Annotated in this window: 18 protein-coding genes; 13 read left to right on the forward strand and 5 right to left on the reverse strand. The window is 71.8% G+C overall.

From position 1 onward, the window contains the following. Positions 1 to 30: 30 nt before the first annotated feature. Positions 31 to 885 carry a CoA ester lyase gene (locus AB8O64_RS29060; protein ID WP_370422317.1) on the reverse strand — a complete coding sequence of 285 codons (855 nt, stop codon included), beginning with the start codon at positions 883 to 885 and terminating at the stop codon, positions 31 to 33. After that, on the reverse strand, positions 882 to 2,117 hold the full coding sequence (locus AB8O64_RS29065; RefSeq protein ID WP_370422319.1) for a CaiB/BaiF CoA transferase family protein: 1,236 nt from the start codon (positions 2,115 to 2,117) through the stop codon (positions 882 to 884). The genes AB8O64_RS29060 and AB8O64_RS29065 overlap by 4 nt, the downstream gene beginning before the upstream one ends. 213 nt (positions 2,118 to 2,330) lie before the next feature. Between AB8O64_RS29065 and AB8O64_RS29070 the strand changes: the two genes are divergently transcribed. The 4 genes from AB8O64_RS29070 to ccrA all read left to right on the forward strand — a co-directional run bounded on the left by AB8O64_RS29070 (position 2,331) and on the right by ccrA (position 6,290). After that, complete coding sequence (locus AB8O64_RS29070) at positions 2,331 to 2,765, forward strand: MarR family winged helix-turn-helix transcriptional regulator (protein ID WP_370422320.1); 435 nt, start codon at positions 2,331 to 2,333, stop codon at positions 2,763 to 2,765. Positions 2,766 to 2,783: 18 nt separating this feature from the next. Next, positions 2,784 to 4,199 carry an MFS transporter gene (locus AB8O64_RS29075; protein WP_370422322.1) on the forward strand — a complete coding sequence of 472 codons (1,416 nt, stop codon included), beginning with the start codon at positions 2,784 to 2,786 and terminating at the stop codon, positions 4,197 to 4,199. Between the two features lie 92 nt (positions 4,200 to 4,291). Then, positions 4,292 to 4,876 carry a hydrolase gene (locus AB8O64_RS29080; RefSeq protein ID WP_370422323.1) on the forward strand — a complete coding sequence of 195 codons (585 nt, stop codon included), beginning with the start codon at positions 4,292 to 4,294 and terminating at the stop codon, positions 4,874 to 4,876. A gap of 91 nt (positions 4,877 to 4,967) precedes the next feature. Next, on the forward strand, positions 4,968 to 6,290 hold the full coding sequence (ccrA, locus tag AB8O64_RS29085) for a crotonyl-CoA carboxylase/reductase (protein ID WP_370422324.1): 1,323 nt from the start codon (positions 4,968 to 4,970) through the stop codon (positions 6,288 to 6,290). A gap of 66 nt (positions 6,291 to 6,356) precedes the next feature. Here the strand turns inward: ccrA and AB8O64_RS29090 are convergent, their stop codons facing one another. Further along, entirely contained in the window at positions 6,357 to 7,112 is a 756-nt protein-coding gene (locus AB8O64_RS29090) for a TetR/AcrR family transcriptional regulator C-terminal domain-containing protein (RefSeq protein WP_370422325.1), read from the reverse strand. Positions 7,113 to 7,275: 163 nt separating this feature from the next. Between AB8O64_RS29090 and AB8O64_RS29095 the strand changes: the two genes are divergently transcribed. The 6 genes from AB8O64_RS29095 (at position 7,276) to AB8O64_RS29120 (ending at position 13,369) form a co-directional block, all read left to right on the forward strand. Continuing rightward, complete coding sequence (locus AB8O64_RS29095) at positions 7,276 to 8,472, forward strand: CaiB/BaiF CoA transferase family protein (protein WP_370422327.1); 1,197 nt, start codon at positions 7,276 to 7,278, stop codon at positions 8,470 to 8,472. Continuing rightward, entirely contained in the window at positions 8,472 to 9,371 is a 900-nt protein-coding gene (locus tag AB8O64_RS29100; protein WP_370422328.1) for a CoA ester lyase, read from the forward strand. The genes AB8O64_RS29095 and AB8O64_RS29100 overlap by 1 nt, the downstream gene beginning before the upstream one ends. A 259-nt stretch (positions 9,372 to 9,630) precedes the next feature. Beyond that, a complete protein-coding gene (locus tag AB8O64_RS29105) occupies positions 9,631 to 9,924 on the forward strand; it encodes a DUF6294 family protein (RefSeq protein WP_370422330.1) in 294 nt (97 codons plus the stop codon). Positions 9,925 to 10,185: 261 nt separating this feature from the next. After that, complete coding sequence (locus AB8O64_RS29110) at positions 10,186 to 11,838, forward strand: alpha/beta fold hydrolase (protein ID WP_370422331.1); 1,653 nt, start codon at positions 10,186 to 10,188, stop codon at positions 11,836 to 11,838. Between the two features lie 32 nt (positions 11,839 to 11,870). Continuing rightward, positions 11,871 to 12,515, forward strand: a complete 645-nt coding sequence (locus AB8O64_RS29115; RefSeq protein WP_370422333.1) for an MBL fold metallo-hydrolase — start codon at positions 11,871 to 11,873, stop codon at positions 12,513 to 12,515. A gap of 74 nt (positions 12,516 to 12,589) precedes the next feature. Then, a complete protein-coding gene (locus AB8O64_RS29120; RefSeq protein WP_356453859.1) occupies positions 12,590 to 13,369 on the forward strand; it encodes an exodeoxyribonuclease III in 780 nt (259 codons plus the stop codon). Positions 13,370 to 13,425: 56 nt separating this feature from the next. On the opposite strand, the gene AB8O64_RS29125 is transcribed toward AB8O64_RS29120, so the two are convergent. Next, the gene (locus AB8O64_RS29125; protein ID WP_370422335.1) at positions 13,426 to 15,213 is read right to left on the reverse strand and encodes an SGNH/GDSL hydrolase family protein; all 1,788 of its coding nucleotides are present in this window, start codon (positions 15,211 to 15,213) and stop codon (positions 13,426 to 13,428) included. Positions 15,214 to 15,445: 232 nt separating this feature from the next. On the opposite strand from AB8O64_RS29125, the gene AB8O64_RS29130 reads away from it, so the two are divergent. After that, positions 15,446 to 15,886 carry a DUF6278 family protein gene (locus tag AB8O64_RS29130; RefSeq protein WP_370422337.1) on the forward strand — a complete coding sequence of 147 codons (441 nt, stop codon included), beginning with the start codon at positions 15,446 to 15,448 and terminating at the stop codon, positions 15,884 to 15,886. A gap of 22 nt (positions 15,887 to 15,908) precedes the next feature. Here the strand turns inward: AB8O64_RS29130 and AB8O64_RS29135 are convergent, their stop codons facing one another. Beyond that, positions 15,909 to 16,658: a GntR family transcriptional regulator gene (locus AB8O64_RS29135; protein ID WP_370422339.1), complete on the reverse strand. Its 750-nt coding sequence runs from the start codon at positions 16,656 to 16,658 to the stop codon at positions 15,909 to 15,911. Positions 16,659 to 16,855: 197 nt separating this feature from the next. Here AB8O64_RS29135 and AB8O64_RS29140 point away from each other — a divergent pair, with 197 nt between their 5' ends. Both AB8O64_RS29140 and AB8O64_RS29145 read left to right on the forward strand, forming a co-directional pair. After that, the gene (locus AB8O64_RS29140) at positions 16,856 to 17,599 is read left to right on the forward strand and encodes an amino acid ABC transporter ATP-binding protein (RefSeq protein ID WP_370422341.1); all 744 of its coding nucleotides are present in this window, start codon (positions 16,856 to 16,858) and stop codon (positions 17,597 to 17,599) included. Between the two features lie 17 nt (positions 17,600 to 17,616). Further along, complete coding sequence (locus AB8O64_RS29145; protein WP_370424001.1) at positions 17,617 to 18,561, forward strand: glutamate ABC transporter substrate-binding protein; 945 nt, start codon at positions 17,617 to 17,619, stop codon at positions 18,559 to 18,561. Position 18,562: the final 1 nt, after the last annotated feature.

Raw genomic sequence — 18,562 nt, forward strand, 5'->3', positions numbered from 1 at the left:
GGGGTTGACAAAGAGCCTGGTGAAAAGTAGTCAGGAGGAAGCCAGTAGCGCGTCCGTCATCGCCAGCAGAGCGCGGGCGTTGGCGAGCAGCGGCGGTGCGACGGTGCGGCCGTCCTCGGTGACGAACACCGACGACCCCTCGTCCGGCCGGGCGTCGGCCGCTGCCAGCAGGGCGCGGGCCTCGGCTACCTCATCCGGGGAGGGGGTGAACACCTCGTTGATGACCGGGAGCTGGCGGGGATGGACGGCGAAGCGTCCGAGGTAGCCCATGCCGCGCCCGTCGAGGCAGGAGCGGCGCAGTCCCTCGGGGTCGTCCAGGCGCGGGTAGACGCTCATGGCGGGGCTGACGAGTCCCGCGGCGCGGGAGACGAAGACACAGCGCACCCGGGCGGCGTCCATGGTGGGCCCGTCGAAGTCGGTGCGCAGGTCGCTGCGCAGGTCGTTCTCCCCGAGGCCGATACGTTCCAGGCGCGGTGCGGCGTGGGCGAGTTCGCTCAGGGCTTCGACACCGAGCGCGGATTCGACGAGGATCTGCACGCCCGCGTCGCTGCCGGCCTCCTCCAGCCACCGGGCCGCGTCGCGGATCTGTTGCGGGTGCTCGACCTTGGGCAGCCGGATGGCGGCGAGGCCGGGCCCCGCGACGGCCCGCACGTCGTCGCGGGCGAGGCCGCTGGCGATGGAGTTGACGCGTACGTACGTGGGTCTGGGCGGTGTGGTGGACAGGATCTCGGCGGCGGCCCGGCGGGCTTCCTCCTTGCTGCCGAGCGGCACGGCGTCCTCCAGATCGAGGACGACGGCGTCGGCGTCGCTCGCGTACGCCTTCTCCACCACGCGCCCCTTGTGCGCGGGAACGTAGAGGTAGCTGCGGTGCACGGCGGCGGTCATATGACTCCCTTTGCTGCGAGCGCGGACAAGTCCTCTGCCTTGAGGCCGAGTTCGCCGAGGACGTCGGCGGTGTGCTGCCCCAGGCGCGGCCCGGCCGAGTGCACGGCCCCGGGGGTGTCCGAGAGCCGGAAGGCGACACCGGGCATGCGGATCGCGTCGAGCTCCGGGTCGGGTACGGAGATGATGGAGCCGCGCGCGGCGAAGTGGGGGTCTGCGAGGACGTCGGCGAGGTCGTAGACGGGGCCGATGGCCGCCTGGGCCTGTTCGAAGCGCTCGACGACTTCGTCCCGGGTGCGCTCGGCGATCCAGCCGCCGACGGCGGTGTCGAGTTCCTCGGTGTGCCGCGCGCGGCCGGCCCCGGTGGCGAACCAGGGCTCTTCGGCCAGTTCGGGGCGGCCCACCAGGCGCACCACGCGTTCGGCGACGGAGAGGGTGGTGGCGGAGACGGCCACCCAGTGGTCGTCCTTGGTGCGGTAGACGTTGCGGGGTGCGTTGTTGGGCGAGCGGTTGCCCTGCCTGGTGGGCATGACGCCGGTCAGGTCGTACGTGGCGAGAGGGCCGCCGAGTACGCCGAGCATGGACTCGACGATGGACAGGTCGACGACCTGGCCGCGACCGGTCAGCTCGCGGGCGCGCAGCGCGGTCAGCGCGGCGAAGGCCGCGGTGAGCCCGGCGACCGCGTCGGCGAGGGGGAAAGAGGGCAGGGTGGGTGGCCCGTCGGGGGTGCCGGTGAGATGGGCGAGCCCGCTCATCGCCTCGCCGATGGTGCCGAAGCCGGGCCGATGGGCGTACGGGCCGGTCTGACCGAATCCGGTCATGCGCAGCAGCACCAGGCGGGGGTTGTCGGCGCTGAGGGTGGCGTAGTCCAGACCCCAGCGCTCCAGGGTGCCGGGGCGGAAGTTCTCCACGATGAGGTCGGCGTCGGCCGCCAGGCGCCGGAAGAGCCGCTGGCCCTCGTCGGTGTGCAGGTCCAGGGTGGCGGACCGCTTGTTGCGCGCCACGACCTTCCACCACACGGGGACGCCGTCGGCCTGCGCGCCGTAACGGCGGGCGGGGTCGCCGTCGGGGTGCTCGATCTTGACGACATCGGCGCCGTAGTCCCCGAGCAGGGTGGCGGCGAAGGGGCCGGCGAACAGGGTGGCGGTGTCGATGACCTTCAGGCCGGTGAGCGGGGCCGGGGCACCGGGGGGCCGTGCGTGGTCATCGGGATCGAGGGCGGAACGGTTGATCATGCTCTTCAGGCAACATGCTACGTACAGCGAAGTAAATGCGAGTAGCGTCACACCTCTGGGTCCGAGTCGCATTTCAGCCACGTTTTACCCTTTCTTGCAGGTCAAGAAGGCGTTAAGCAGGCTGGACACGGACTTCTGACACATGAAGTCTGGACGTCTCGATCGGCGAGGTTGACGAAAAGAGAAGCCATGCTTATAAGCTAGGCTTCGTTCGTGGATGACAATCAAGACACCATCGACCTGGCCAGGCAGACCCGCGACAGCGTCTCCGCACTGGCCCGGCGCATGCGTCAGGAACGCCCCGCGCACGGCCTCGGACTCACCAGCGCCTCGGTGCTGAGCCGACTCGACCGCGCGGGGGCCCTCAGCCCCAAGGAGCTGGCCGCCCGCGAAGGCGTTCAGCCCCAGTCGCTCACCCGCCAGCTCTCCGCCCTGGAGGAGCGCGGCCTCATCACGCGTCGGCCGCACGACCGCGACGGCCGTCAGGTCCTCATGGAGATCACCGACGCGGGCCGCCACCTGGTGGAGACCGACCGGCAGTCGCGCGACGCATGGCTGGCCCAGGCCATCGCCACACGGCTGACGTCGGTCGAGCGTGAGGTCCTCAGCGCCGCGAACAAACTCCTCGATCTCTTGTCCGAGACCTAGCAACCCCAAGGGGGCACCGTGGCATTACCCACCGGGCGGACCGCGACCGAAGCGGTTTCCCCCACCCCCGCCCGCATCCCGCTCGGCTTTCTCGTCCCGATCGTCCTGGGCACCCTGCTCAACGCCCTCAACTCCTCGATGATCGCGGTGGCCCTGCTCTCCATCCAGAAGGCGTTCGACGCCGGGGCCGAGGTCATCTGGCTGGTCTCCGGCCTGTATCTGGCCACCGCCGTCGCCCAGCCGACGATGGGACGCCTGGCCGACGCGTTCGGCGCCCGCCGGATCTTCTGCACCGGCCTGGTCCTGGTCCTGGTCTCGGCCGCCGCCGCGCCCTTCGCTCCGACCCTCGGCTGGCTGATCGCCGCCCGTGTGGTGCTGGGCATCGGCACCTCGGCCGCCTACCCGGCCGGCATGTCGATGATCCGCCTCTGGGCCACCGCCCACCCCGGCGACGGCGCCACACCCACCGGCGGTCTCGGCGCCATCTCCGCCGCCTCCCAGGCAGCCGTCGCCCTCGGACCGCCACTCGGCGGCGTACTGGTCCAATTCGCGGACTGGCGCGCCATCTTCTGGGTCAACGTCCCCCTCACCCTGGCCGCCATGGTCATGGCCCTGATCTGGCTGCCCGCCGACGATCCCGCGCGGCGCGGCACCGTCACCCTGCGCGAACTGGACCTGCCGGGCATGGCCCTGTTCACCGGTGAGCTGTGCGGCCTGATGCTCTTCCTGCTCTCGCTGCCCGACCACCCCCGCTGGTGGGCGCTGGCCGCGTTCGTCCTGCTGACCGCCGCGCTGATCCGGCGCGAACTGCGCGCACACCGGCCCTTCGTGGACCTGCGCATGATCGCCCACAACCGTCCGCTCGCCGCGACGTATGTACGCTGCATGGCGACGTACGTGGTCTTCTACTCCATCACCTATGCCTTGCCCCAGTGGCTCCAGCAGGGACGCGGCCTGTCCGAGTCCCAGTCCGGCCTGATGATGCTGCCCGTGGCCGTCCTCGGCATCGTCACCACCATGTGGGCCACCAGGCTCGTCGACCGCGGCCTGCGCCTCGTCCTGATCATCGGCTCCGGCGCACTGTGCCTGGGCAGCGGCGCACTGGCCCTGTTCGGATCCGGCGTGCCGATCTGGCAGGTCCTCGCGATCGCTGCGGTGCTCGGCCTGCCCAACGGCTTCAACAGCCTGGGCAACCAGACGCTGATGTACCGCACCGCGCCCGCCGAGCAGATCGGCACCGCCTCCGGGCTGCTGCGCACCTCCCAGTACATCGGCGCGAACCTCGCCTCGGCCCTCGTCGGCATCGCGGTCGGCACGCAGGCCGACGACTCGGGACTCCATCTGCTGGCCGCCGTGATCACGGGGATCAGCCTCGTACTCCTCCTCAACGCCGTCACCACCCGGCACCTGCGCGATGCCGCCGACCACGGCTGAACCACCTGCCCCTCCCCAGGCGCGCGTATGTCGTGTCCGTCGCGCCCCTCACACACCTCGCGTATTTCGCGCACATCGGAAAGGAACCACCCATGCCCGTCCAGGAACTCAGCCCGAAGGCCGCCCTCGTCGTACTCGACGTGCAGCAGGGCATCCTCGGCCTCCCGCTGCAGCCCCACCCGGCCGCCCAGGTCGTGGCCAACAGCGCCCGCCTCGCCCACGCCTTCCGTGCGGCCGGTCAGCCCGTCGTCCTCGTCAACGTGGCCCACGGCCCCGACGGCGGCGCCGCCCTCCAGCCCCGCGCGGACGTGCCGCACAACCCGCCGGCCCTGCACCCGGAGTTCTCCGAGCTCTCCCCCGAGCTCGCGGCACACCCCAACGACCTGCTCATCACCAAGCGCCAGTGGGGCGCCTTCACCGGCACCGAACTGGACCTCCAGATGCGCCGCCGGGGCATCGACGAGCTCGTCCTCACCGGTGTCGCCACCAACCTCGCCGTGGAGTCCACGGCCCGCTTCGCCTACGAGCACGGCTACCACGTGATCGTCGCCGAGGACGCGACCAGCACGTTCTCCGCCGAGCACCAGGAGTTCGCGACCAAGAAGATCCTGCCGATGATCGCGCGCGTCGACACCACGGACGCCGTACTCGCGGCGCTCAAGGCCGGCCGGCGGTAGGGCAGTCGGCGCACGGCCCGCGCCTGTGCGCTCACCCGCTCCCCGCCCGCCCTCGGCGCTCCCGAACCACACGACACTTGATGGAGTCCCCATGAGCACGACCCTCGCAGAAGCCGTGACCGAAGGCCGCAGCGGTGAAGAGCTGCTGAGCCTGCCGCTGCCCGACCACATGAGAGCGGTCACGATCCACAAGGACCAGACCGACATGTTCGCCGGCGTGGAGGACAAGGACGTCCGCAAGTCGATGCACGTCGACGAGGTGCCCCTGCCCGACCTCGCACCCGACGAGGTACTGGTCGCGGTGATGGCCGGCGCCATCAACTTCAACACCGTGTGGTCGGCCACCTTCGAACCGATCCCCACCTTCCGCTTCCTGGAGCAGATGGGGCGGCGCGGAGGCTGGGACGCGCGGCACGACCTGCCGTACCACATCCTCGGTTCGGACGCCTCGGGCGTGGTGGTGCGCGCCGGTTCGGCCGTGCGCCGCTGGAAGGCGGGCGACCACGTCGTGGTCAGCACCGCCTACGTCGACGAGCAGGACCCGGCCACCCACCGCGACGGCATGCTCGGCGAGGACCAGCGCGCCTGGGGCTTCGAGACCAACTTCGGCGGCCTGGCCGAGTACACCGTTGTACGGGCCAGTCAGCTGCTCCCCAAGCCCGCGCTGCTCACCTGGGAGGAGGCCGCCTCCAACCCGCTGTGCGCGGGCACCGCCTACCGCATGCTCGTCAGCGACCGCGGCGCCCGCATGAAGCAGGGCGACGTGGTCCTCATCTGGGGCGCGACCGGTGGACTCGGCGCCTACGCGGTGCAGTTCGTACGCAACGGCGGTGGCATCCCGGTCGGTGTCGTCAGCTCCGCGGAGAAGGCGGACGTCCTGCGCAAGCTCGGATGCGAGGCGGTCATCGACCGCTCCGCGATCGAGCAGGGCGACCGCACCATGCTCCAGCGGCCCGAGGGCTGGAAGAAGCTGGGCAAGGCGATCCGCGAGGCGGTCGGCGAGGACCCGCACATCGTCTTCGAGCACGTCGGCAAGGCGACGTTCGCCGCCTCGGTCTTCCTCGCGCGACGCGGCGGCACCGTCGTCACCTGCGGCTCCAGCACGGGCTACGACCACCAGTACGACAACCGCTACCTGTGGATGAAGCTGAAGAACATCATCGGCAGCCACGGGGCCAACCTCGACGAGCAGTGGGAGACCAACCGGCTCATCGGCATGGGCAAGGTCCTGCCCGCGCTCTCGGCCACGTACGCGCTGGACGACGCCGCCGAGGCGGCGCGCAGCGTCCAGGTCAACGAGCACCTCGGCAAGGTCGGCGTGCTCGGCCTCGCGCCCCGGCCGGGGCTCGGCGTGACCGACCCGGAGGCGCGCGCCCGCGTGGGCGAGGAGCGGTTCCAGCTGTTCCGCGGCTGAGGCCGCGCCACAGCCGGAGCACCGTGCCGGCCTGGGGGCGGCACGGTGGTCCGACGGCTTTCGCGGCTACGGCGGCGGACCGGAGGGGGTTGCTCCGGTCCGCCGCCTCTTCATGTCATCCGCACCGTCGTCCGCGCTGTCCGCGATCTCCGTCTCCAGGCCGCGCAGCAGCCGTTCCAGGCCCCAGACGAACTGCTCGTCCTGCGCGCCCTCCGGTACGAACCCGACTGCCGCGTGCAGCAGGGGGAACGATTCCGGCGGCAGGTCGGCGACGGTGCGGCGCCACCACGCCCGGTGCTCCTCCTGGCACGGCGTCGGGGTCCGGTCGATCTCGTACAGGACGAAGCCGAGCGTGTAGGTCTGCACGGCGTGGTACGCGCGCACCGCCTCGCGCAGCGGCCAGCCGCCCGCCACCATCCTGGCAAGGAGCCACTCGAACACCTCCGCCAGGTCAGCGCTCCACATGCGACGGGTGATCAGAAGCTCAGCCAGGGCGCCGTGTTCGAGCATCAGTCGGCGCAAGGCCAGGGAGAAGTCCGCGAGCGCCTGCCTCCAGTGCGTGTCGTCGGAGCGCTCCAGTGGGAAGTTCTCCAGGACGGCCCCGGCGAGCAGTTCGAGCAGGTGCTCCTTGTTCCGCACGTGCCCGTAGAGCGACATCACCCCACACCCCAGTTCACGCGCGAGCCGCGGCATGCTCACGGCCTCCAGGCCTTCATCCCGCGCCACGTCCAGCGCCGCCGCGACGATCTGCGGCCGGGACAGGGAACCGCGCGGTCGTCTGCCGGACCCGCCCGGTACCGACTTCGCCGACGCCTTCGGCATGGTTCTCCCCTCGCTGCCTCTCGCTGCCCTTCGCAGCCCACCGCGCCCCGTGCGCTCTTGCGTGCTGCTGCGGGCAACTCTACGGTAGGCATTGCCGTAAGCCTTACGGTAACCATCCGGGCGCCTGTTTGGAAGCGCCCGGGGAAAGCGACGGTGATGTGCAGTGGACACGACGGCACAACCTCCCTTAAGTGGCGTACGGGTGCTGGACGCCGCCACGCTGTTCGCGGGGCCCGGCGCGGCCACGCTCCTTGCGGACTTCGGGGCGGACGTCATCAAGATCGAGCACCCCACGGGCGATCCGGCCCGGCGCCACGGCGCGCAGGTCCACGGCGAGAGCCTGTGGTGGAAGCTGGTCGGCCGCAACAAGCGCACGATCACCCTCGACCTGAGCCGCGCCGAGGGCCAGGAGATCTGCCGGGCGCTGGTGCGCGACGTGGACGTCCTGGTGGAGAACTTCCGGCCCGGCACATTCGAGCGGTGGGGGCTCGGCTACGAGCAACTCGCCGAGATCAACCCAGGGTTGGTGATGCTGCGCGTCAGCGGCTTCGGCCGTGTCGGCCCCATGCGGCACCGCGCGGGCTTCGGCACCCTCGCCGAGGCCATGAGCGGCTTCGCCCACAGCACGGGCGCGCCTGACGGGCCGCCGACGCTGCCCCCCTTCGGCGTCGCCGACGGCATAGCGGCGGTCATGTCGGCGTACGCGACGATGGTCGCCCTGCACGCACGCGGTACGACAGGGCGCGGCCAGGTCGTGGACACCACCCTCGTCGAGCCGATCCTGCACCTGCTCGGGCCGCAGATCTCCGTGTACCAGCAACTGGGCATCGTCCAGCGACGTTCGGGCAACCGGTCGGTCAACAACGCCCCGCGCAATATCTACCGGTGCCGCGACGGGCACTGGCTCGCCGTCTCCACGAGCGCGCAGTCCATCGCCGAGCGCGTGATGCGGCTCGTGGGCAGCCCCCACCTGATCGAGGAGCCCTGGTTCGCGAGCGGATCGGGGCGCGCCGAGCACGTCGAGGAGCTGGACGCCGTCGTCGGCGCCTGGATCGCCGCGCGCGACGCGGACGAGGTCATCGCCGCGTTCGAGAAGGCCGAGGCCGCGGTCGCGCCGATCTACAGCGCCGCCGACATCGTGGCCGACCCCCAGTTCGCCGCCCTCGGCACCGTGGTGCACGTCGATGACCCCGAACTCGGCGACCTGGCCATGCAGAGCGTCCCCGCGAAGCTGTCCGGCACCCCGGGCCACGTCCGATGGGCAGGAAGGCGGTTGGGCGCGGACAGCGACGAGATCCTCGGCGAGCTGGGCATCGGCCCGGACCGGCGCGCGGAGCTGCGCGAGAGGGGCGTCATCTGATGGGGGGTCAGCCGAGCCGAGCCCGCCCGGGCTGCGCCGACCCGGCCGGGGCGACGCGCACGTGGCTCTACGTGCCGGGCGACCGTCCCGACCGCTTCGGCAAGGCCCTTGCCTGCGGGGCCGACGTCGTAGTCATCGACCTGGAGGACGCGGTCGCCCCCGGGCGCAAGCAGACCGCGCGCGAGGCGGCCGCCGGCTTCCTCGGCCGGGCCCGGGCCCGGCCGGTGTACGTGCGCGTCAACCCACTGGGAGAAGGCGGAGAGGAAGACCTGGCCGCCCTGCGGGGCACCCGCATCTCGGGCGTTCGCATCCCCAAGTGCGAACGCCCCGCGCAGGTCGCCGAAGTCGCCCGGCTCCTGCCGGGCGTGCCGCTCGTGCCGCTCCTGGAGACGGCTCTGGGTATCGAGCGAGCCTACGCGCTCGCCACCGGCCACCCCCTGGTGGCCGGTCTCGCCTTCGGCGCGGCCGACCTCGCGGCCGAACTCGGCACGGGGCACCAGGACGTACTGAACGCGGCCGCGTACCGCGTCCTGCTCGCCGCCGCGGCGGCCCGCCTGCCGCGGCCGCCCATGAGCGTCTTCCCTTCCGTACGCGACCTCGACGGGCTCGCGGCGGACTGCGCACGCGGCAGGGAGCGTGGCTTCTTCGGCCGCTCCGTGGTCCACCCCGGCCAAGTCCCGGTTGTCAACGCCGAGTTCACACCCTGCAGCGAGGACGTGGCCGGTGCACGCCGTCTCGTGGAGCGTGTCGAGGCGGCGAAGGCGAGCGGCTCGGGGGCCTGGCTCGACGAGAACGGCAACTTGGTCGACGCCGCGGCCCTGCGCCAGGCCCGCGCGGTCCTGAACGCAGCCGCCCCCGCCGCTCCTACAGCACCGGAGCATGCCATTCCGGTCGAATGAGCTTCGCTCTGCGCGGAGGGTGGGTGGGTGGGTTGAACCACCAGCCAACGATTGAATCACCCTTACGAGTGAAAGACGATAGTTTTGCCGTCCTTTAGGCTGAAGTTCAGGTCAATTCCCCCTTCAGGAGGTAATCGCCATGTCTGATATGGCAGGCGCCTTTAGGGCCTGCAGTGAACGAATGGAGACGGGGCCGAAGGGCGCTGCTCTGGCGTCCAAAAGATTCAGTTGGCCAACACTCCACTCCGGTGACTGCACTATGTTCGAGGGCGCCACGTGGACACTGTTCTCGGACGGGAGCGCCTCGTTTGACGCCGTCGTGACAAGCAGCGACGACGATGACGCGTGGATCATTCACCACGCCGATCTGCTCGACCGGAATCAGGCGGTCATGGCATCCGTGGTCAATGTGAATCCGTGGCCGGACAACCCCCACAAATTCGCGCAAAACATGCCTGACCGTCGTCAGCGGTACCGGTTCACCGGGCAAGGCCGGTTCAACCCGGGCCTGTTCGAGCAGACCGTGTTCATGAGCATGACGTACAACTGCTGACCGGGCGCTTCGCTTGACGCGACCTGGGCGGAGCGTAGACGCCCCCCGGTGTCGCCGAGGAGCTTGCCCGCTGCGTCGCGCAGTCCGTATCGCTTCGCTGACCTGATAGCTGCCCATGACGCTCCCCGTCGCCCGGTGCCGAACGCTCCTCTCGGCCGGTCCGATTTCTGGAAAGTTTCGGCCCTCGTGACACGACACGGCCTGCTTCCGTGGGCGGCCCCGGCTATAGGGGCTTCCGTGAGAGATGAGAGGGTCGGGCGGGTGAGTGAGACACCGGCGAACACCCTGCAATACCGCTTTGACGGGCCAGAAGGCGCCCCGGTCCTGGTCCTGGCGCCGTCCCTGGGTACCACCTGGCACATGTGGGACCGGCAGGTCCCGGAGCTGGCCCGGCACTGGCGCGTGCTGCGCTTCGACCTCCCCGGCCACGGCGGCGCCCCCGCCCGCCCGCTCGGCTCCGTCGGCGACCTCACCGACCGGCTGCTGGCCACCCTCGACGGGCTCGGCATCGAGCGCTTCGGCTTCGCGGGCTGCTCCATCGGTGGAGCGGTCGGCGCCGATCTCGCCCTCCGTCACCCGGGGCGCCTGGCCGCGCTCGCGCTCGTCGGCACCTCCGCCCGGTTCGGCACCGCCGAGGCCTGGCGGCAGCGTGGCGACACGGTCCGCACGAGCGGACTCGACCCCATCGCCCGGTCCGCGCCCGAGGCGTGGTTCACCCCCGCCTTCCTGGCCGCCCAGCCCGCCATCGTGGAGTGGGCCGTGCAGATGGTCCGCACCACCGACCCGCTCTGCTACATCGCCGCGTGCCAGGCACTGGCCGCCTTCGACATCCGGGACGACCTGGGCCGTACGGCCTCGGCCGCACTGGTCCTCGTCGGGGCCGAGGACCAGGTCGCGCCGCCCGCCGACGCCCGGGTGCTGGTCGCCGGTATCCACGACGCGCGGCTCGCCGTCGTGCCGGCCGCCTCCCATCTCGCACCGGTCGAGCAGCCGGCGGCCGTCACCGACCTGCTGGTCCGTCACTTCACGACGGCTTGGCAGAGCGCCCCCACGCCCGTTGCGGGCACCGCACAGGCGGGGCCGGCCGGACCTCGGACGCCTGCCCCGGCCGGCCCTCCGGCGCCTGCTCCCGCCGGACCTCAGGCGCCCGTGCCGAGCGGGCCGTTCGCGGCAGCCGCACCCGTCGGGCTTCAGGAACCCGAACCGGCCGGGCCCTTCGCGGCGCCCGAGCAGACCCCGGCAGCGGGCCCGTCCCCGGTGCCGCAGCCCGCTGCCGAGCCGACCGTCACGCCGCCGTCGGCCGCGGCCCCGGCCCCGGCCCAGGGCGCCAGCCCCTTCGCAGCGCCCGCGTCCGCCGCGTCCGCCGCCTCCATCCCGCCGTCCGTGCCGGCCCCCTCGGTTCCCGCCCCCGCCGTGGCCGGCCATCTGCCGGCCGACGCGGGCGACAACCCGTACGCCACCCCCGCGGGCCCCAACCCCTACGCCGCCCCCGCGACCGCCCCGGCCGCGGACGCGGACGCGCACGCGACGGGCGTCCGCGTCCGCCGGGAAGTGCTCGGCGAGGAGGGCCGGGGAGACCCGGACCCGGAGGGCTTCCGCGCCGAGTACGACGACTTCGTCACCCGCGTGGCGTGGGGCGGGCCGTGGGCGCGTCCCGGGCTCGACCGGCGCACCCGCTTCCTCGTCACCCTGACCGCCCTCACCGCGGGCGGCCACCTCGACGAGCTGGCCCGGTACCTGCGGGCCGCGCTGCGCGACGGCGTCCCCGCGGACGAGATCAAGGAAACGTTCCTGCACGCTTCCCTCTACTGCGGCATGCCGACGGCCAACGCCGCCTTCGCGGTGGCCGAGCGCGTCGTCGCCGAAGAGGGAGGCGAGCCCGGGAAGCCCGTGGAGTCCGGTCCCGAGGCGTAGCGGGACGGGGCGGAAGGAGCAAGATGGGTTCCATGAAGCTGACCAAGAACAGTCACGCGTGCGTTCGGCTGGAGAAGGACGGCCGCACGCTGGTCATCGACCCGGGTGCCTTCAGCGAGGAGGACGCGGCCCTCGGCGCGGACGCGATCCTCGTCACCCACGAGCACCCCGACCACTTCGACGAGAACCGGCTGCGGGCGGGCCTGGAGGCCAATCCGGCCGCCGAGCTGTGGACGCTGCGCAGCGTCGCGGAGCAGGTCTCGGCGGCCTTCCCCGGCCGGGTGCACACCGTCGGCGAGGGGGACACCTTCACCGCCGCCGGCTTCGACGTGGAGGTGCACGGCCAACTGCACGCCGTGATCCACCCCGACATCCCGCGGATCACCAACGTCGGTTACCTCGTGGACGGTTCGGTCTTCCACCCCGGCGACGCGCTGACCCTGCCCGGACGGCCGGTGGACACGCTGATGCTGCCGGTCATGGCCCCCTGGAACAAGGTCTCCGAGGTCATCGACTACGTACGGGAGGTCAAGCCGCGGCGGGCGATCGACATCCACGACGCCCTGCTGACCGACCTCGCCCGGCCGGTCTACGACCGGATGCTGGGCCCGGCCGGGCCGGGTGTCGCGGGGACGGACCACTCCCGGCTGGCGCCCGGCGAGACCGTGGAACTCTGACGGACGCCGGTCCGGGGGCGGGGTACCACCGCCACCGGCCGGTGACTGTCACACCCGGCCGTTAGGGTTGGCCCATGCGCATCGCCACCTGGAACGTGAACTCGATCACCGCCCGTCTCCCGAGGCTGCTGGCCTGGCTGGAGAGCAGCGGCACGGACGTGCTGTGCGTGCAGGAGACCAAGTGCACCGCCGAGCAGTTCCCGACGGACGAGCTGCGCGAGCTGGGCTACGAGGCGGCGGTCAACGCCACCGGCCGGTGGAACGGGGTCGCCCTGCTGTCGCGCGTGGGCCTGGAGGACGTGGTGACGGGCCTGCCGGGCGGCCCCGACTACGAGGGCGTCCAGGAGCCCCGCGCGATCGCGGCGACCTGCGGGGGCGCCCGCGTCTGGTCGGTCTATGTGCCGAACGGCCGCGAGATCGGCCACGACCACTACTCCTACAAGCTCCTCTGGCTGGAGGCCCTGCGGGACGCGGTCGCGGCCGACGCGGCGGCGGAGCGGCCGTTCGCCGTGCTCGGTGACTACAACATCGCCCCGACCGACGAGGACGTCTTCGACCCGGCCGTCTTCGAGGGCGCCACGCACGTCACCCCGGCCGAGCGCGCCGCGCTCGCCGCCCTGCGCGACGCGGGCCTGTCCGATGTCGTGCCCCGCCCGCTGAAGTACGACCGCCCCTACACCTACTGGGACTACCGCCAGCTGTGCTTCCCGAAGAACCGGGGCATGCGCATCGACCTGGTCTACGGCAACGCCCCCTTCGCCGGGGCCGTCAAGGACGCCTACGTCGACCGTGAGGAGCGCAAGGGCAAGGGTGCCTCGGACCACGCCCCGGTCGTCGTCGACCTGGACGTCTGAGCCCGGGCGCCCTCGCCCTTCCGCTCCGCCGGAGCGCGGGGCGCCGGGCCGGAGAGTCAGACCAGCAGCCGCAGGTCGACGGAGTCGGCGAAGGCCTTCATCCCCGCGTCGTTGGGGTGCAGATGGTCGCCGCTGTCGTAGGCCGCCAGCATCCGGTCCGGCTGCCGCGGGTCGCGGACCGCGGCGTCGAAGTCGAGGACCGCGTCATAGCCGCCGCCGTTGGACCGCACATGTGTGTTGATGGCGGTGCGCCGGGCCTCCGCCGCCGGGGTGCAGTCGTGGAAGCCGCCGCAGGGCGCGATGGTCGACACCACCACCCGCATCCCGCGCGCGTGGGCGCGCTGCGCGATGGACCGCAGCCCGGCGATCACCTGATCGGCGGACGTGCCGGCGCGGATGTCGTTGACGCCCTCGAAGACGATGACCGTCCGGGCGGCCGTCTGCGACAGCACGTCGCGCTCCAGCCGGTGCACGGCGCTGACCCCGCTGCTGATGGTGCTGGTCCCGTTGCCCGGGTAGCGGTCGCCCACCACGCGGTTGCCGGAGATACCGTGGTTGAGCATCCCGAACCGGGGCACCTCGCGCTGCTCCCGGAGCCGTCGCGCGAGCTGGTCGGGCCAGCGCCGGTTGGCGTCCGCCGTGGAGTTGCCGCCGTCGGTGATCGAGTCGCCGAGGGCGACCACCGAGCCCGGTCCGCCGGCGACGTCCACGCCGGTCAGCAGCGGCCAGCCGCTGAGCTTCTGGCCGTACGCGTCCGCGCCGCGGTCGCCCGTGCGGTCACCGCTGCCGTCACCGCTCAGATACGAGACCTGGTTGCTGTAGCTGTGCACGGGCACGGCCCGTACTGTCCCCGGCAGATGGATGCTCACCAGCAGATTCGTGCCCGGCGGTACCCGGAAGCCCACGGGATCGCTGAACTGGTGGGCGCCCGCCGGTACTTCGGCCCCCGCCCGGCCCCCGAAGGTCAGCGCCCGCGGCCTGCCGGTCGCCGCCGCGCCGCTGCCCTGGACCGCGACGCTCGCGTGGCCGATGCGCACCGGCGTGGACGCGAAGGTGTTCTCCAGCCGGATCCGGGTCCGGGGCCCGCCCGCGCTGCTGTGCACGATCAGCCGGAGCGTGCGGTCGGTCCACGGCCCCACCGCGATGTACCCGGAGGTGGATGCCGCCCAACTGCCGGTCCACCCGTTCGTGGGAGTGCGCAGCGCTGCCGAGAAGATGTGCAGATCGGCGGCGGGCCCGGGGTCCTTCGGGAGGACGACGGAGGTGATCGCCCGGCCGCGCGCGACGGGCACGGTCACCGCGTACAGCCGGGCGGTCTCGGTGCGTTGGCCGCCCGGGGCGTTGACGTGGGGCAGTCCGACGGCCTTGGTGGTGAGCGGGCCGCCGCGCCAGTCCGGCGCGGTGAGCGTGTACGTACTGCTGGAGCCGTCGCGGTAGCGCACGGTGCCGGTGCCGGTGGTGTCGCCGCCCGGGCCGGCCTTGGCGCTGCTCGCGACGAGGAAGGTGAGGGCGTCGCCCCGGCCGCTCAGCTTCAGGCTCTGCCCGGCGGCCCGTACGTTGTCCGGCCGGCCGGCGGCGGAGGCGGGCCAGCGCAGCCGGGCCGTGTCGATGGTCAGCGCGCGCCCGGGGGTCCAGCCGGCGGTGCGCAGATCCTGGGCGGAGAGGGAGTTGCCCGCCCCGTCGAAGTCCGCCGCGCCCGGGCGGGCGTTGTCGCTGATGGCCGTGTTGTCGAAGAGCCGCTCCAGGGGGAGCGGCTCTCGGGGTGCGCGCGCGGTGTCGGCGAGCGCGGGCGTGGTCGCGGCGGCCACGGCGCAGACCGCTCCCGTCGCGACGATCCCGGTCATCGTCCACCGTCTGTGCCGGTCGCGCCGTCTGCCGTGTCGATGGCCGCTGTGTACGTCCCCGCCGAGCCGCGATGATCGGAGCATGCGTGTCATGCCTCCCAGCGTTCCCCGCACTGTATGTGGCTGGATGAAGCTAAGGAGACGTATGGGCAACGTCAAGGAGGCCAACCGGCCACGTCGCGCACCGCGCGCCGGTGGTGCGGCCATCCGAACGAATGCGATCCTGGCCGGTATGAACATTCCTTTCTTGGACAGCTGGCGCAAGCGGCACGGGCCCGCGCACGGCGTGGCGCTGCCGGGCGAGGCCGACCGGGATCCGGAGGGGCTGGCCGAGCTGCTGTCGGAGTGCGAACTGCTGCGCGCGCACGCGCAGTCGGCGGGAGTCGCGCTCGACGACGCGCCGTCGTCCCTGGAGGAACTCGACCAGTTGCAGCCGCGCTGGCGCGACGACCCGGAGCTGCTGCCCTGGCTGGGCAATGACGCGGGGCTGTATCTGGGGACGGTCATCGTCCGTACGGTCAGGGGCGCGGGGTGGCGGATCTGGCCCAACGGGCAGCCGGTCGTCCGGCTCGCCAACGGCCGGGAGGTCGATGTGGTCGAGGCGGGCCAGGCGTGGGCGGCGGACGGCGCGCCGGAGCTGTCGCAGCTCTACGCGGAGCTGTCGGAGCACTGACGCACCCGCCCGCCCCGCCGCCTCAGCCGATGATGAACGGAATGTCGTACTCCAGTCGCCAGCGGTCGGCGCGCACCACGATGTCGGAGGTCTCCACGGCCCGGTCGTCGCCGTCGAAGTGGGTCCGCTCGACGACGGTGACGCAGCTGCCGGCCGCGCAGCCGAGCGCCTCGGCCTCGGGTGTGGTCGCCGGTCGGGAGCCGACGAGCTCCCGCGCCCGGACGACCCGGACGCCGATGGCGGCGAGCCGGCCGCGCACCCCGCGCCGCGCGTAGGGCCCCCGCTCGGGGTGGGCGACATCGGTGCCCTCGGTGATGGTGAGCGGCTCCCAGCTGGTGGCGAGCTGGACCGGGTGCCGGTTGGCCAGGTACTCGTACTGGGTGCACAGCACCGGCTCGCCCGGCCCGATGCCCAGCCGCTCGGCGATCGGCTCCGGGGCGGGGGTCTCGCTGGAGGAGGCCTCCCAGGTCAGTGCGGTGTCCCGGGCGGTGATACGGGCGGCGAAGGGGGAGTCGACCGCGCCGGTCGAGCGGAGCAGCGAGCCCAGCGGCGCCCGGTCGGTGACGAACACGCCCCGTCCGAACTGCCCTTCCGCGTACCCGGCGGCCTTCAGCACCCGCACCGCGCGGTCCACGGTCTGGTCGCTGGCGGCGTAGGTCCGCTTGAGCTCGGAGCGGGAGGGTATGCGGTCGCCCACGGCGAGGGAGCCCTCGTCGATGCGCTGCCGCAGATCGTCCGCGATGCGCTGGTAGACGGGCCTGCTGTCGCCCACGCCGGGCTCCTTTCCCCCCACTGTTCCCCCAGTCGGCCCCCACAGGCTAGGTACCCAGGCTCCATCTGTGTACCTAGGGCAAATGGCGGTTAATGCAGTGTGAATACCCGTATGTGTGCGTGTCTCCAATGAAGTCCCGTATTGAGATGGATAGTTTGCGGCGACTGCGAGACAGCTGAGAGTGGGTAGGGCTGGGTATGGCCGTCGATCCGTTGATCGAGCTGCGTGACGTCAATAAGCACTACGGAAGACTGCATGTTTTGCGGGACATCAACCTCACGGTCGGCCGGGGGGAGGTGGTGGTGGTCATCGGCCCCTCCGGCTCCGGCAAGTCCACGCTGTGCCGGGCCATCAACCGGCTGGAGCCCGTCGAGTCCGGCACCATCCTGCTCGACGGACAGCCGCTGCCCGAGGAGGGGCGGGCGCTCGCCAAGCTCCGCGCCGAGGTCGGCATGGTCTTCCAGTCCTTCAACCTCTTCGCGCACAAGACCGTGCTCGCCAACGTCTCCCTCGCCCCCCTCAAGGTCCGCAAGCGCGGCAAGGAGGAGGCCAACAAACGCTCGCGCGAACTGCTGGAGCGGGTCGGTCTGCTCGACCAGGCCGACAAATACCCCGCCCAGCTCTCCGGCGGCCAGCAGCAGCGCGTCGCGATCGCCCGCGCGCTCGCCATGGACCCCAAGGCGCTCCTCTTCGACGAGCCGACCTCGGCCCTGGACCCGGAGATGATCAATGAGGTGCTGGAGGTCATGCGCCAGCTCGCCCGGGACGGCATGACGATGGTCGTCGTCACCCATGAGATGGGCTTCGCCCGCTCCGCCGCCAACCGGGTCGTCTTCATGGCCGACGGCCGCATCGTGGAGGACCGCACCCCCGAGGACTTCTTCACCGCCCCCGAGAGCGAGCGGGCCAAGGACTTCCTCTCCAAGATCCTCAAGCACTGAGCGGGGGTACCGTGCTCATCAGACGCAACGGCACGCGGCGACGTGACCTCGGGCGCACCCGCCGGTGCGCCGCGGCCCTGACGCTCGCCGGCCTGGCCCTGCTGGCCGGCGCCTGCGGCAAGGAGGGCAGCCCGCCCGTCAAGGGCCCGCAGCCCGACCAGCTGCCCGTCTACCACGTCGCCACCGGCTTCCAGTTGCCCGCCTCGCCCACCTGGCGGAAGGCGAAGAACCGCGGCCACCTCGTCGTCGGCGCCAAGGAGGACCAGCCCTACCTGGGCGAGAAGGACCCCGCGAGCGGCGCCTACTCCGGCTTCGACATCGAGATCGCCCGGATGATGTCCGCCTCCCTGGGCTTCGACCCCAAGACCATCGTCTTCCGCACGATCGCCTCGGCCAACCGTGAAACGGCCCTCCAGAACGGCCAGATCGACTACTACGTCGGTACCTACACCATCAACGACCTGCGCAAACGCCAGGTCGGCTTCGCCGGCCCGTACTACATCGCCGGTCAGTCGCTGCTGGTGAGGGCCAAGGACTCCGACATCGACGGCCCGCAGGACCTGGACGGCGAGAAGGTCTGCTCGGCCGCCGGCTCCACCCCGCTGCAGCGCATCGAGCGCGAATACCCCAAGGCCGTCGCCGTCGCCTACGACACGTACTCGATCTGCGTGGACAACCTGCTCAGCCTCCAGGTGGATGCCGTCACCACCGACGACAGCATCCTCATGGGCTACGCCGCCAAGGTCCCCGCCGAGCTGAAGGTCGTCGGAAAACCGTTCTCCAAGGAGCCCTACGGCATCGGCGTACCCCGCGCCGACAACGCCCTGCGCTTCGCCCTCGACGACGCGCTCGTGGCGCACGAGAAGAACGGCGACTGGAAGAAGGCGTACGACGCGACCCTCGGCCTGTCCGGAGTGCCCGCCCCACCGCCGCCGCCCGTCGACCGCTACCCGGCCGGCTGAG

This window comes from Streptomyces sp. QH1-20, assembly GCF_041283565.1.
Lineage (GTDB): Bacteria > Actinomycetota > Actinomycetes > Streptomycetales > Streptomycetaceae > Streptomyces > Streptomyces syringius.

What these genes read in the sequence shown, in the direction of transcription:
- AB8O64_RS29115 (WP_370422333.1), top strand. Translation starts at nt 11,871, where the DNA reads ATGAAGCTGACCAAGAACAGTCACGCGTGCGTTCGGCTGGAGAAGGAC.
- AB8O64_RS29125 (WP_370422335.1), bottom strand. Translation starts at nt 15,213, where the DNA reads ATGACCGGGATCGTCGCGACGGGAGCGGTCTGCGCCGTGGCCGCCGCG.
- AB8O64_RS29080 (WP_370422323.1), top strand. Translation starts at nt 4,292, where the DNA reads ATGCCCGTCCAGGAACTCAGCCCGAAGGCCGCCCTCGTCGTACTCGAC.
- ccrA (WP_370422324.1), top strand. Translation starts at nt 4,968, where the DNA reads ATGAGCACGACCCTCGCAGAAGCCGTGACCGAAGGCCGCAGCGGTGAA.
- AB8O64_RS29105 (WP_370422330.1), top strand. Translation starts at nt 9,631, where the DNA reads ATGTTCGAGGGCGCCACGTGGACACTGTTCTCGGACGGGAGCGCCTCG.
- AB8O64_RS29065 (WP_370422319.1), bottom strand. Translation starts at nt 2,117, where the DNA reads ATGATCAACCGTTCCGCCCTCGATCCCGATGACCACGCACGGCCCCCC.
- AB8O64_RS29120 (WP_356453859.1), top strand. Translation starts at nt 12,590, where the DNA reads ATGCGCATCGCCACCTGGAACGTGAACTCGATCACCGCCCGTCTCCCG.
- AB8O64_RS29100 (WP_370422328.1), top strand. Translation starts at nt 8,472, where the DNA reads ATGGGGGGTCAGCCGAGCCGAGCCCGCCCGGGCTGCGCCGACCCGGCC.
- AB8O64_RS29060 (WP_370422317.1), bottom strand. Translation starts at nt 885, where the DNA reads ATGACCGCCGCCGTGCACCGCAGCTACCTCTACGTTCCCGCGCACAAG.
- AB8O64_RS29130 (WP_370422337.1), top strand. Translation starts at nt 15,446, where the DNA reads ATGAACATTCCTTTCTTGGACAGCTGGCGCAAGCGGCACGGGCCCGCG.
- AB8O64_RS29090 (WP_370422325.1), bottom strand. Translation starts at nt 7,112, where the DNA reads ATGCCGAAGGCGTCGGCGAAGTCGGTACCGGGCGGGTCCGGCAGACGA.
- AB8O64_RS29140 (WP_370422341.1), top strand. Translation starts at nt 16,856, where the DNA reads ATGGCCGTCGATCCGTTGATCGAGCTGCGTGACGTCAATAAGCACTAC.